The sequence below is a fragment of the Streptococcus sp. 477 genome (assembly GCF_013277295.1).
Lineage (GTDB): Bacteria > Bacillota > Bacilli > Lactobacillales > Streptococcaceae > Streptococcus > Streptococcus pseudopneumoniae.
Map to the genome: position 1 here is coordinate 14,085 of NZ_VMMQ01000067.1, position 13,773 is coordinate 27,857.

Genomic DNA, 13,773 nt, shown 5'->3' on the forward strand with positions numbered 1-13,773 from the left:
TGTAAACTACTGCTTAATCAGCTTTTGCGATAAGCTTTAATGCTATGACTATACCACTCTTGCATTTCTTTTGATGGTGGTGTCATATAATCGCCATACATCTGGGTTAAAAATTGGTCATATTTTTTAGGAACAGGCAACATACGGCCCTCAAACTCAGTTAAAATCAGTTCTTTAAAGGTATCAACTGGGAAGATTTCTTTCATCCCTTCCTTACCGATCCCAATTCCTCCTTCATATTGAGGAGTGTTGGTTACAGCATTTTTGACTAGCTGATCAATTTTCTTGTAAAAGTAACGGGGATTGACCACTCGGAGGGCATACCAGCTACATAATCTAAGAAAATCTTTTAATTTGCTATCACCGTGAACTGCTCGTGATTTTTTGATATAAGCTAGTTGACGAAGAGCCACATACTTATAGCTCTTGTCGACAATGCTCAAGTCTGTAAATCGATCAATTGGGAAGACATCGATGAAAAGGCTGGTATCATGACGCTTGTACTTAACATGGTCTTCTATAACAGTAGAAGTGTCCAAAATCGATGCGAAATTATGGAAGTACCAAGAAGATGTATCGTAGGAAAGAACCTTGTAGCGAGGGTGATTTTCTTCTTCAATAATCTTCAGTAAACGCTCATAATCCTCACGATAAAGGGAAATATCAATATCATCATCCCAAGGAATCATACCTTTGTGGCGGATGGCTCCAAGCATGGTTCCATAACTGAGAAAATAAGGAATATCATGTTTCTTACAAGTCTCATCAATATAGTCTAGCAGAGCTAGTTGAATTTCTTTAATTTCTTTTTTTTCTAAATATTGCATCCTAATCCTCCAATTTATAAGCGTGAAATTCATGACTGTAGAAGCGTTTTTCTGCTGGTGGTAGGGTCATATAATCTCCATAAAATTGTGTCAAAATAGTATCAAATTTTTCAGGTGCTGGAAGGCTTAAATTTTCAAAGGGTAAATCAATTATTTTATCGAAGGTACCACTTGGGAAGACTTCCTTTTCCTTAAATTTAGAAGGGATAAAAGCCATATACTGACCATTTTCACGACTATATTTTTGAATTTCTTTCTCGATTTTATGTGCGAAATAACGAGGAGAAACCGGTCGAAGGAGCAACCAAAAGGCTGTTCGTATCCAATCTTTTAAAAGGCTATCCTTATAGACAATATTTTTATGTTTACTGAAAGACAGCAGTTTGAAGCTTTCCAGTTTATAACAAGTATCAATGACCTTAGGATCATCAAAGCGATCTATAGGGAAAATATCGATAAAGATACCAGACTCATAGGTTTTTGTATTTCGAGTATCAATAATTTTAGTCGTACTGTCGGTTATCTTGATAAAGTTGTTAAAGTAGTTCTTATCAGTTTCTAAGGAAAGGAGCTTATACTTGCTTTTTTCCTTTTGAAAAATGTTAATAAATCGTTGGTAGTCTTCTCTAGGCATGGACAGATCAATATCGTCGTCCCAAGGAATAAAGCCTTGATGTCGAACCGCCCCAATCAGAGTACCGTAGTTAATAATATAGTTGATATTGTGCTTTTTACAGAGAGTATCAATATAATCCAAAATTTCTAATTCAATTTGTTTGGCATCTTCAATGGTTAGTTGTTTCATTTTAAACTCCTATGATCTTTTGAATTTATTTTTTAAGGCTAGGACATGGTTTAAAAATTCATAGAAAATGCTATCTTTTGTGAAGACAAGTAGACCAATATAAGAGATAGCTGATAGCAAGACAATCAAACCAGTATTCATCAAAAATGGCAAATTAATGACCATATCCACAGGATACAAGAAATTGATCAGGAAATAAATTCCTACGAAAGAAAGTGAAAAGAGAGAGTATCGAACAGTATAGCTAAAGATATGTCCCAAGTGAATAAGTTGTTTTCTATGGATGAAAATGATATAGAAAACAAGTAGAGAGGCCTCTGATAACATAGTTGTCAGTAAGTAGTATTCAGGAGCCACGATATGGTTGAAAAAGAGGAGACTATTTAAGCCCAAATTGAGTAGCCCAGCAAAGACTGTATAGACTGTGATACGTTTTTCATAGCCATTGGTAAAGAGAATTTGGGAACCAAGAATGGTATCTAAGGCCAGGATAATCGTACGAAAAGCGAAGAGAGAGGTCAAGATGCCACCTCCGATATATTTTTCACTACCGTAAAGTAGGATGGCATTTGGTCCTAAAACCATGAGTCCAAAGCTCAGTGGAATGATAAAGAAGTTAAAGATTCGACTACCTCTATTAACCAGAGAAACATAGGCTTCCTTATCGCCTTTTCCTAGATAGTAACTAAGACGAGGCACACTCACTCCGATAGCTCCTGTTACAACACCAGCAATAACGGTCACAATTCGTTGAGCTATGGTGTAGTAACTAACGTTGACATCAATCCCTGTTTTAACGAGGAAGAGACGATCCAAAAAAGTGAAGAGCATATTGGCATTAGCAAAGACCAACATGGCTGTCAGAGGGAGAAAGAGCGGTTTAAAATCACTTATGTGAATTTTAACAAGCTTAATGTCTCTTTTAATCCAAAAATAACTAATCAGATAGTTAATCAGTGTCGATAAACTCATCACAAGTGTATAGACAACAATATCGTGTTCATTTTTGACAAACAGGAAAATAGAGACCAGCATCAGGATACGGATGAAGGCAGTTTTGTAAAAGAGAAAACTATAATTTTCCAGAGCTTCATTGACCCATTCGATTGAAAAAATCTGGGCAATGAGTTGAATCCCCATAACAAGGTAGACCTTTTTGACGATTGGATTATCTGTAAAGAAGAGAGGATAGGCTAGGATATAGACCGCAGTGGTCAAAATTGTACAAGCGATGCACAAATAAAAAAGACTGGAGAAGGTTCTATTCAGATCTTTTTTGTTATCCTTGACATTACTGATGGCTCGTAAACCGTAGTTATAGACCCCATAAGTCGCAAAGGGTAAGAAAAATGACAAAATAGTGTCGACTGAGTTGAAGTAACCATAGTCAGTTCGGTCCAAGACACGCGCGACGTAGGTTCCAGTTAAGATGGGAAAAATAATATTCAAGACACGAATTCCCATGTAAGATAGAGCATTTAATTTTATACTTTTCATTCAATTTACCTCGTTTTTCATTATATCATAAAGTCAGCTAATAAGAAATGAAGGGCAGTAAGTCAAGTAATCACTTTGAAGTTTCAAATCTTAAGTTTTAAGTTTTCTTTAAGGAAAGTATATTATTCTGAAGGACTCTAAAATTTCGCAGCCATTTATTAGTAATTGCTACAGAATTCCTAGTCATTACTAGAAATGGACTAGTTTCTTTGAATAATAGAACTGCATAATTCTCCTATTCTAGAAGGGGAGGACCAGTATTCCTTTTATGATAGGACTAGATTGTGGTATAATAGAGAGAATAAGTTTTTTTAGTAAGACAAAGGAGAAAATAGATGATTTATGCAGGAATTCTTGCCGGTGGAACTGGCACACGCATGGGGATCAGTAACTTGCCAAAACAATTTTTAGAGCTAGGTGATCGACCTATTTTGATTCATACAATTGAAAAATTTGTCTTGGAGCCAAGTATTGAAAAAATTGTAGTTGGTGTTCATGGAGACTGGGTTTCTCATGCAGAAGATCTTGTAGATAAATATCTTCCTCTTTATAAGGAACGTATCATCATTACAAAGGGTGGTGCTGACCGCAATACAAGTATTAAGAAAATCATTGAAGCCATTGATGCTTATCGTCCGCTTACTCCAGAGGATATCGTTGTTACCCACGATTCTGTTCGTCCATTTATTACACTTCGCATGATTCAGGACAATATCCAACTTGCCCAAAATCATGACGCAGTGGACACAGTGGTAGAAGCGGTTGATACTATCGTTGAAAGTACCAATGGTCAATTTATTACAGATATTCCAAATCGTGCTCACCTTTATCAAGGACAAACACCTCAAACATTCCGTTGCAAGGACTTCATGGACCTTTATGGATCTCTTTCTGATGAAGAGAAGGAAATCTTGACAGATGCATGTAAAATCTTTGTGATCAAAGGAAAAGATGTGGCCTTGGCCAAGGGTGAATACTCAAATCTGAAGATTACAACCGTAACAGATTTGAAGATTGCAAAAAGTATGATTGAGAAAGACTAGTAAAATGATTAATCAAATTTATCAACTAACTAAGCCTAAGTTTATCAATGTCAAATATCAGGAAGAGGCTATTGACCAAGAAAATCATATCCTTATCCGTCCCAACTACATGGCTGTCTGTCATGCGGATCAGCGTTACTATCAGGGAAAACGTGATCCCAAGATTTTGAATAAAAAGCTTCCAATGGCAATGATTCACGAGTCATGTGGAACCGTCATTTCTGACCCGACCGGAACCTACGAGGTTGGTCAAAAAGTTGTCATGATTCCCAATCAGTCTCCTATGCAGAGTGATGAAGAATTCTATGAAAACTACATGACAGGGACCCATTTCTTGTCTAGTGGATTTGATGGCTTTATGAGAGAGTTTGTTTCTCTCCCTAAAGATCGTGTGGTGGCTTATGATGCTATTGAAGATACGGTTGCAGCCATTACAGAGTTTGTCAGTGTCGGTATGCACGCTATGAATCGCCTATTGACTCTTGCTCATAGCAAGCGGGAGCGGATCGCTGTTATTGGAGATGGAAGTTTAGCTTTTGTGGTTGCCAATATTATCAACTATACTTTGCCAGAAGCAGAGATCGTGGTTATTGGTCGTCATTGGGAAAAATTGGAACTCTTCTCTTTTGCCAAAGAATGCTATATTACGGATAATATTCCTGAAGATTTGGCCTTTGACCATGCTTTTGAGTGTTGTGGTGGTGATGGTACTGGACCAGCCATTAATGACTTGATTCGCTATATTCGTCCTCAGGGAACGATTCTCATGATGGGTGTTAGCGAGTATAAAGTCAATCTCAATACACGCGATGCCTTAGAAAAAGGCTTGCTCTTGGTTGGATCCTCTCGTTCTGGTCGCATTGATTTTGAAAATGCCATCCAAATGATGGAAGTCAAGAAATTTGCCAATCGTCTTAAAAATATCCTTTATCTAGAAGAACCTGTAAGAGAAATTAAAGATATTCACCGTGTCTTTGCAACCGATTTAAACACAGCCTTTAAAACCGTGTTTAAGTGGGAAGTATAAGTGCTGGAGGTTAATTGTGGAGAAAATCATTAAAGAAAAAATTTCTTCCCTACTTAGTCAAGAAGAGGAAATCCTCAGTGTTGAACAACTGGGGGGAATGACCAATCAAAACTATTTGGTCAAAACAACAAATAAGCAATACATTGTTAAGTTCTTTGGTAAAGGGACAGAAAAGCTTATCAATCGTCAAGATGAAAAGTACAATCTTGAACTACTAAAGGATTTAGACTTAGATGTAAAAAATTATCTTTTTGATATTGAAGCTGGTATCAAAGTAAATGAGTATATCGAATCTGCGATTACGCTTGATTCAAGGTCAATCAAGACCAAACTCGATAAAATTGCTCCAATATTACAAACTATTCATGCTTCTGGCAAGGAATTAAGAGGAGAATTTGTTCCTTTTGAAGAAATCAAAAAATACGAATCCTTGATTGAAGAGAAAATCCCTTATGCCAACTATGAAGCTGTTCGAGAAGAAGTCTTCTCCTTAGAGAAAAGACTGGCTGACTTAGGTGTTGACAGAAAATCTTGTCATATCGATTTGGTGCCTGAAAACTTTATCGAATCACCTCAAGGACGACTTTATCTGATTGACTGGGAATATTCATCAATGAATGATCCAATGTGGGATTTGGCTGCTCTCTTCTTAGAGTCTGAATTCACTCGTCAAGAGGAAGAAGCCTTCTTGTCTCACTATGAGAGTGACCAAACACCTGTCTCTCGTGAAAAGATTGCCATTTATAAAATTTTACAAGATACTATTTGGAGTCTATGGACAGTCTACAAAGAAGAGCAAGGTGCAGATTTTGGTGACTATGGTGTGAGTCGTTACCAAAGAGCTGTTAAAGGTTTGGCTTCTTATGGAGGTTCAGATGAAAAATAAAAATGGAGTTTCTTTTGGTCTACTTTCAGGTATTTTCTGGGGTTTGGGTCTAACGGTTAGTGCTTATATCTTTTCGATTTTTACAGATTTGTCACCCTTTGTGGTGGCTGCAGCTCATGATTTTTTGAGCATCTTTATCTTACTAGCTTTTCTCTTGGTAAAAGAAGGGAAAGTTCGCCTCTCAATTTTCTTAAATATTCGCAATGTCAGTGTTATCATCGGAGCCTTGCTAGCAGGCCCTATCGGTATGCAGGCCAATCTTTACGCAGTTAAGTATATCGGAAGTTCCTTAGCTTCATCTGTATCGGCTATTTACCCTGCGATTTCAGTTTTATTGGCTTTCTTCTTTTTGAAGCACAAGATTTCGAAAAATACTGTGTTTGGGATTGTCTTGATTATTGGAGGGATTATTGCTCAAACTTATAAGGTTGAACAGGTTAATTCCTTCTACATTGGGATTTTCTGTGCTTTGGTTTGTGCTATTGCATGGGGAAGTGAGAGTGTTCTTAGCTCCTTTGCTATGGAAAGTGAACTGAGTGAAATCGAAGCCCTCTTAATCCGTCAAGTGACTTCGTTCTTGTCCTATCTTGTGATTGTGCTCTTCTCTCATCAGTCATTTACTGCAGTAGCCAATGGACAATTGCTAGGTCTCATGATTGTTTTTGCAGCCTTTGATATGATTTCCTACTTGGCTTATTATATCGCTATCAATCGCTTGCAACCAGCCAAGGCTACAGGCTTGAACGTGAGCTATGTAGTATGGACGGTCTTGTTTGCAGTTGTTTTTTGGGGTGCACCGCTAGATATGCTGACCATTATGACGTCACTTGTCGTCATTGCTGGAGTTTATATTATTATTAAAGAATAAAGGAGATTCGTGTGAAAGCCATTATCTTAGCAGCGGGATTGGGAACTCGCTTGCGTCCTATGACTGAAAATACCCCTAAAGCCTTGGTTCAGGTTAATCAAAAACCTTTGATTGAATACCAAATTGAGTTTCTCAAAGAAAAAGGAATCAATGACATCATCATCATCGTTGGTTATCTTAAAGAACAATTCGATTACTTAAAAGAGAAATACGGAGTTCGCCTCGTTTTCAATGATAAATACGCTGATTACAATAACTTTTACTCTCTCTATCTTGTAAAAGAAGAATTGGCCAACAGCTATGTTATTGATGCAGATAACTACCTCTTTAAAAATATGTTCCGCAATGATTTGACTCGTTCGACTTATTTTAGTGTTTATCGTGAAGATTGTACCAACGAATGGTTCTTGGTCTATGGAGATGACTACAAGGTTCAAGACATTATTGTTGATAGCAAGGCAGGTCGCATCCTTAGTGGTGTATCCTTCTGGGATGCTCCAACTGCAGAAAAGATTGTCAGCTTTATCGACAAGGCTTATGCAAGTGGTGAATTTGTTGATCTCTATTGGGACAATATGGTTAAGGATAATATCAAAGAGCTAGATGTCTATGTTGAAGAATTAGAAGGCAATAGCATCTATGAGATCGATAGTGTCCAAGACTATCATAAATTAGAAGAAATTCTTAAAAACGAAAATTAAAGATTCCAACATCTGACTAAAATAGTCGGATGTTTTTTTGATTTTTTACGAACTTTTACGAATAGATAGATGAGTAGATAAAGAAATGGAGTTATTTATGAAAATCACAAACTATGAAATCTATAAGTTAAAAAAATCAGGTTTGACCAATCAACAGATTTTGACAGTCCTAGAATACGGTGAAAATGTTGATCAAGAACTGTTGTTAGGTGATATTGCAGATATATCAGGTTGCCGTAATCCAGCCGTTTTTATGGAACGTTATTTTCAGATAGATGATGCGCATTTGGAGAAGGAGTTTCAAAAATTTCCATCTTTCTCTATTTTAGACGACTGTTATCCTTGGGATTTGAGTGAAATATACGATGCACCTGTACTTTTATTTTACAAGGGAAATCTTGACCTCCTGAAATTCCCGAAGGTAGCAGTCGTAGGAAGTCGCGCTTGTAGCAAACAGGGAGCTAAGTCAGTTGAAAAAGTCATTCAGGGATTGGAAAATGAACTGGTTATCGTCAGTGGATTAGCCAAGGGCATTGACACAGCAGCTCATATGGCAGCTCTTCAAAATGGCGGAAAAACCATTGCAGTGATTGGAACAGGACTGGATGTGTTTTATCCTAAAGCCAATAAACGTTTGCAAGACTACATCGGCAATGATCATCTGGTTCTCAGTGAATATGGACCTGGCGAACAACCTCTGAAATTTCATTTTCTTGCCCGTAATCGCATCATTGCTGGACTTTGCCGTGGCGTGATTGTAGCAGAGGCTAAGATGCGCTCGGGGAGTCTCATTACCTGTGAGCGAGCAATGGAAGAAGGACGCGATGTTTTTGCTATACCTGGTAGCATTTTAGATGGACTATCAGACGGTTGCCATCATTTGATTCAAGAAGGAGCAAAATTGGTCACCAGTGGGCAGGATGTTCTTGCAGAATTTGAATTTTAAAAATGACCTAAGCTAGAATTCTAAGAAAAAATCAATTTTAAGAGAAAATGAACCCAACATTTCCATAATAAAACGGATATTAGCAAGTTTTTAACACTTGATAATATGCGTTTTTTCTAAGTGGATTAGTAGAGTAGAGGATTTTTCTCAGAGGAAGGAAAGCAATTTAGTGTAATTGAGAAAGGAGAGTTGCTTGTGACTAATCTTGGTCAGCTTATTATCAGGGAGCTGTATCGTCTCAAGTATTGCCAGTAAGGAAAAATAAATTCTTCAAAAGTAGAGATTACAAGGCTTGTTTAAGAAAGAATTCAAAGACCTTGACAGATAAAAATAAAATGGTTATTATAAAAAATGGTCTGAAATTGATGATGACACTCTTCGAAAATCTTTTTACGTCATCAGCTTTGTCTTGCTGTGTTTTGAGCAAGCTACGGTGAGCTTCCGAGTTTGATTTTCATTTACTAGAAATGAAACTGATGAGAGACATCAGTAGACATTTGCGTCAGGATATGATGGAAAATGATAAAAAGACCTCATGAGATTGGCATATCAGACTACTAAAGTATTGAGTTTGTTAGGATTTTATACTCAATGAAANNTTGAAGAGATTTTCGAAGAGTATTAGCGACTAGTTAGCTGGGAAAGGAAGATATTTGTGACAAATAATAAACTGTATTCGTTGATAGAATTTAGAAATAAAATATATGAAGAATTAGAACTTTCCAGAAGTGATTTAGCGATTTTACTATGTGCCATGCTTATCGCCTCTATCGGATTAAATATGGATTCGACTCCCGTGATTATTGGAGCCATGTTAATCTCTCCTTTGATGACACCTATTCTGGGAGTGGGGCTCTCTCTAGCTATATTTGATTTTAAATTGTTAAGAAAATCTTTTAAAATATTAGCTATTCAAATTCTTGCCAGTCTAATAGCTTCAACACTTTATTTTTATCTTTCTCCCATTTCGTATGCTAGTTCGGAGATTGTTGCTAGAACCTCTCCGACTATTTGGGATGTTCTCATTGCTTTTGTAGGAGGGATAGCAGGTATTATTGGTGCTAGGAAAAAAGAGACCAATAATATTGTTCCTGGTGTTGCTATTGCAACCGCCTTGATGCCTCCTCTTTGTACAGTAGGTTATGCTATTGCTTCTGCTAATCTAAAATTTATCATAGGCTCCTCTTACCTATTCCTCATCAATTGTAGCTTTATTGTCATTGCGACTTATATAGGTGTTAGGTTGATGATGGTTAAGAAACATTATTTTAAAGATAATGAAGAAGACTCTAAAATGCGCAGGATTTTGCTTCTAGTTGCTGTTTTGCTGATGATTCCGAGTTTTATCTCTGCAACGACTTTAGTGAGAGAAACGTTGAAAAAAGAGTCCCTTAAGAAATTTATATCAGAGCAATTTCAGGGGCATAATATTTTGAAAAAAATCTATTCTAAAAAGACTCATACCCTAAAGCTAACCATTTCAGGAAATTATTTGACAGAAGAAGAACTCGATATGATTTCCAGTAAGAGAGGTGACTATGGTTTAAGTGATGTTTCTGTTCAAGTTTCCCAATTGTCTGATTCAGAACAACTTAGTAAGGAAGAACTGGTGGAGTATTTCTTCCAGTATATCAAGGATAAGGAAGCAAAAGAAAAGGAAAAAGCCAATAAATTTGATACAGAGTCTGAGGAACAATAATTTCTTGAGAATAGCTGGTTTTTCTCGTGAGTCTTCTATGTATATCAAAGGAAGACTGAAGTCTTAAGTATAAACTTTTCTTCTATTATAGTAGCTAAGTCTTGACAGGGTTCAAAAAATGGTTTACACTTTATAAAGTTTATTACTTTGAAAAGGTGTGATACTGTGGCTACGGCAACAAAAAAGAAAAAATCAACAGTTAAAAAAAATCTAGTCATCGTGGAGTCGCCTGCTAAGGCCAAGACGATTGAAAAATATCTAGGCAGAAACTACAAGGTTTTAGCCAGTGTCGGGCATATCCGTGATTTGAAGAAATCCAGTATGTCCGTCGATATTGAAAATAATTATGAACCGCAATATATCAATATCCGAGGAAAAGGCCCTCTTATCAATGACTTGAAAAAAGAAGCTAAAAAAGCTAATAAAGTTTTTCTGGCGAGTGACCCGGACCGTGAAGGAGAAGCGATTTCTTGGCATTTGGCCCATATTCTCAACTTGGATGAAAATGATGCTAACCGTGTGGTCTTCAATGAAATCACCAAAGATGCTGTCAAAAATGCTTTTAAAGAACCTCGTAAGATTGATATGGACTTGGTCGATGCCCAACAGGCTCGTCGTGTCCTAGACCGCTTGGTAGGCTATTCGATTTCGCCTATTTTGTGGAAGAAGGTCAAGAAGGGCTTGTCAGCAGGTCGCGTTCAGTCTATTGCGCTTAAACTCATCATTGATCGTGAGAATGAAATCAATGCCTTCCAGCCAGAAGAATACTGGACAATTGATGCTGTCTTTAAAAAGGGAACCAAGCAATTTCAGGCTTCCTTCTATGGAGTAGACGGCAAAAAGTTGAAACTGACTAGCAATGATGAGGTCAAGGAAGTCTTGTCTCGTCTGACTAGCAAAGATTTTTCAGTGGATCAGGTAGATAAGAAAGAGCGCAAGCGCAATGCTCCATTACCCTATACCACTTCATCTATGCAGATGGATGCTGCCAATAAAATTAACTTCCGTACTCGAAAAACCATGATGGTTGCCCAACAGCTCTATGAAGGGATCAATATCGGTTCTGGTGTGCAAGGTTTGATTACCTATATGCGTACTGATTCGACTCGTATCAGTCCAGTGGCACAGAACGAAGCAGCAAGTTTCATTACAGACCGTTTTGGTAGCAAGTATTCTAAGCATGGTAGCAAGGTCAAAAACGCTTCAGGTGCTCAGGATGCCCACGAGGCTATTCGCCCGTCTAGTGTTTTTAATACACCTGAAAGTATTGCTAAGTATCTGGACAAGGATCAGCTCAAGCTTTATACTCTTATCTGGAATCGTTTTGTAGCGAGTCAGATGACGGCTGCTGTCTTTGATACCATGGCTGTTAAATTGTCTCAAAATGGGGTTCAATTTGTTGCTAATGGTAGTCAGGTTAAGTTTGATGGTTATCTTGCTATTTATAATGATTCTGATAAGAATAAGATGTTACCAGATATGGCTGTTGGAGATGTGGTTAAGCAGGTCAATAGCAAACCAGAGCAACATTTCACTCAACCGCCTGCTCGTTATTCTGAAGCGACCTTGATCAAGACCTTGGAGGAAAATGGGGTTGGACGTCCGTCCACCTACGCACCAACCATTGAAACTATTCAGAAACGTTATTATGTTCGCCTTGCAGCCAAACGTTTTGAACCAACAGAGTTGGGAGAAATTGTTAACAAGCTCATCGTTGAATATTTCCCAGATATCGTAAACGTAACCTTCACAGCTGAAATGGAAGGCAAACTGGATGATGTCGAAGTCGGAAAAGAGCAGTGGCAACGTGTCATTGATGCCTTTTACAAACCATTCTCTAAAGAGGTTGCCAAGGCTGAAGAAGAAATGGAAAAAATCCAGATTAAGGATGAACCAGCTGGATTTGACTGTGAAGTGTGTGGCAGTCCAATGGTCATTAAACTTGGTCGTTTTGGTAAGTTCTACGCTTGTAGCAATTTCCCAGATTGCCGTCATACCCAAGCAATTGTGAAAGAGATTGGTGTTGAGTGTCCAAGTTGTCATCAGGGACAAATCATTGAGCGAAAAACCAAACGCAATCGCCTTTTCTATGGTTGCAATCGCTATCCAGAATGTGAATTTACTTCTTGGGATAAGCCTGTTGGTCGTGACTGTCCAAAATGTGGCAACTTCCTCATGGAGAAAAAAGTCCGTGGTGGTGGCAAGCAGGTTGTTTGTAGCAAGGGTGACTACGAAGAAGAAAAGATTAAATAAGAAGAGAGTCCTGAAAGTGAATTTCAGGCTCTTTTTGATTAGTACTTGACAAAATTCATCATTTTATGCGAAACTAGAAGAAGATTATTTTAACTAGGAGAAGTTATGCGTCTTATCTATCTGATAATTGGTTTTTTATCACTGGCCTTGGCTATTGTTGGGGTAGTTTTACCCTTGTTGCCGACAACGCCTTTCCTTTTGTTGTCTATTGCTTGTTTCTCCAGAAGTTCCAAGCGCTTCGAAGATTGGCTTTATCATACCAAGCTCTATCAAGCATATGTAGCTGATTTTCGAGAAACAAAGTCCATTGCGCGTGAACGTAAGAAAAAAATCATCGTTTCTATCTACATCTTGATGGGAATTTCCATTTATTTTGCCCCTCTCTTACCAGTCAAAATCAGTCTGGGTGCTTTGACCATCTTTATCACCTATTATCTCTTTAAGGTTATTCCAGACAAAGAATAAGTAAAATTTGTAACTATTTCCCTTGATAAAATTGAAAGCATATTCACAATAATATGATATAATAAATTCAAAGTAATCTTCAAGGAGAATCAAATGATTTACGAATTTTGTGCTGAAAATGTGACCTTGCTTGAAAAAGCGATGCAGGCTGGAGCTCGTCGAATCGAACTCTGTGATAATCTTGCAGTTGGTGGTACAACTCCCAGCTATGGAGTGACCAAGGCAGCGGTTGAATTGGCAGCTAACTATGATACGACCATCATGACCATGATTCGTCCACGTGGTGGAGACTTTGTCTATAATGACCTAGAAATTGCTATTATGCTAGAAGACATTCGGTTGACTGCTCAGGCTGGAAGTCAAGGGGTTGTATTTGGGGCTTTAACTGCTGATAAGAAGTTGGATAAGCCTAATCTTGAAAAGTTAATTGCTGCATCAAAAGGAATGGAAATTGTCTTCCACATGGCCTTTGATGAATTGAGTGATGAAGAGCAGTTGGAGGCTATTGACTGGCTCAGCCAAGCCGGTGTCACTCGTATCCTAACTCGTGCTGGTGTGTCTGGTGACTCCTTAGAAAAACGTTTGGCTCACTATCACAGAATTTTGGAACATGCTAAAGGTAAAATTGAAATTTTACCAGGCGGGGGGATTGACTTGGACAACCGTCAAACCTTTATCAACCAGCTAGGTGTGACACAATTGCACGGAACCAAGGTTGTCTTTTAAAAAATAGAAAGGAACTGCTAGCTTTGGGTA

General features: G+C 37.8%; 13 protein-coding genes. 10 read left to right on the forward strand and 3 right to left on the reverse strand.

The genetic code is table 11. The annotated features are described in order from the left end of the window. Positions 1–17 precede the first annotated feature (17 nt). The 3 genes from HT691_RS07835 to tacF are packed head-to-tail and all read right to left on the reverse strand — an operon-like array spanning position 18 to position 3,129. Positions 18–827, reverse strand: a complete 810-nt coding sequence (locus HT691_RS07835; RefSeq protein ID WP_138706189.1) for a phosphorylcholine transferase LicD — start codon at positions 825–827, stop codon at positions 18–20. 1 nt (position 828) lies between these two features. Beyond that, entirely contained in the window at positions 829–1,632 is an 804-nt protein-coding gene (locus tag HT691_RS07840) for a phosphorylcholine transferase LicD (RefSeq protein WP_000811884.1), read from the reverse strand. Between the two features lie 9 nt (positions 1,633–1,641). Continuing rightward, the gene (gene tacF / locus HT691_RS07845) at positions 1,642–3,129 is read right to left on the reverse strand and encodes a type IV teichoic acid flippase TacF (protein WP_000835909.1); all 1,488 of its coding nucleotides are present in this window, start codon (positions 3,127–3,129) and stop codon (positions 1,642–1,644) included. A 335-nt stretch (positions 3,130–3,464) separates the two neighbouring features. Here tacF and HT691_RS07850 point away from each other — a divergent pair, with 335 nt between their 5' ends. The 10 genes from HT691_RS07850 to HT691_RS07895 all read left to right on the forward strand — a co-directional run bounded on the left by HT691_RS07850 (position 3,465) and on the right by HT691_RS07895 (position 13,743). Continuing rightward, entirely contained in the window at positions 3,465–4,172 is a 708-nt protein-coding gene (locus HT691_RS07850; RefSeq protein ID WP_000638502.1) for a 2-C-methyl-D-erythritol 4-phosphate cytidylyltransferase, read from the forward strand. Positions 4,173–4,176: 4 nt separating this feature from the next. Further along, positions 4,177–5,199, forward strand: coding sequence for a ribitol-5-phosphate dehydrogenase (locus HT691_RS07855; RefSeq protein ID WP_000609886.1), 1,023 nt, complete (start codon positions 4,177–4,179; stop codon positions 5,197–5,199). A gap of 16 nt (positions 5,200–5,215) precedes the next feature. Beyond that, entirely contained in the window at positions 5,216–6,085 is an 870-nt protein-coding gene (licA, locus tag HT691_RS07860) for a choline kinase LicA (protein WP_023933046.1), read from the forward strand. Further along, positions 6,075–6,953: a DMT family transporter gene (locus tag HT691_RS07865; RefSeq protein ID WP_023933048.1), complete on the forward strand. Its 879-nt coding sequence runs from the start codon at positions 6,075–6,077 to the stop codon at positions 6,951–6,953. Before licA ends, HT691_RS07865 begins: the two co-directional genes overlap by 11 nt. An 11-nt stretch (positions 6,954–6,964) precedes the next feature. Then, positions 6,965–7,654, forward strand: coding sequence for a sugar phosphate nucleotidyltransferase (locus HT691_RS07870; RefSeq protein WP_000643965.1), 690 nt, complete (start codon positions 6,965–6,967; stop codon positions 7,652–7,654). A 97-nt stretch (positions 7,655–7,751) separates the two neighbouring features. Further along, a complete protein-coding gene (gene dprA / locus HT691_RS07875) occupies positions 7,752–8,600 on the forward strand; it encodes a DNA-processing protein DprA (RefSeq protein ID WP_172925323.1) in 849 nt (282 codons plus the stop codon). Between the two features lie 655 nt (positions 8,601–9,255). Then, positions 9,256–10,299, forward strand: coding sequence for a TIGR00341 family protein (locus tag HT691_RS07880; RefSeq protein WP_007284808.1), 1,044 nt, complete (start codon positions 9,256–9,258; stop codon positions 10,297–10,299). Positions 10,300–10,464: 165 nt separating this feature from the next. Continuing rightward, the gene (gene topA / locus HT691_RS07885; RefSeq protein WP_054392654.1) at positions 10,465–12,552 is read left to right on the forward strand and encodes a type I DNA topoisomerase; all 2,088 of its coding nucleotides are present in this window, start codon (positions 10,465–10,467) and stop codon (positions 12,550–12,552) included. Between the two features lie 105 nt (positions 12,553–12,657). Next, the gene (locus HT691_RS07890; RefSeq protein ID WP_054392652.1) at positions 12,658–13,017 is read left to right on the forward strand and encodes a YbaN family protein; all 360 of its coding nucleotides are present in this window, start codon (positions 12,658–12,660) and stop codon (positions 13,015–13,017) included. 93 nt (positions 13,018–13,110) lie between these two features. After that, positions 13,111–13,743: a copper homeostasis protein CutC gene (locus HT691_RS07895; protein WP_023933054.1), complete on the forward strand. Its 633-nt coding sequence runs from the start codon at positions 13,111–13,113 to the stop codon at positions 13,741–13,743. Positions 13,744–13,773 lie beyond the last annotated feature (30 nt).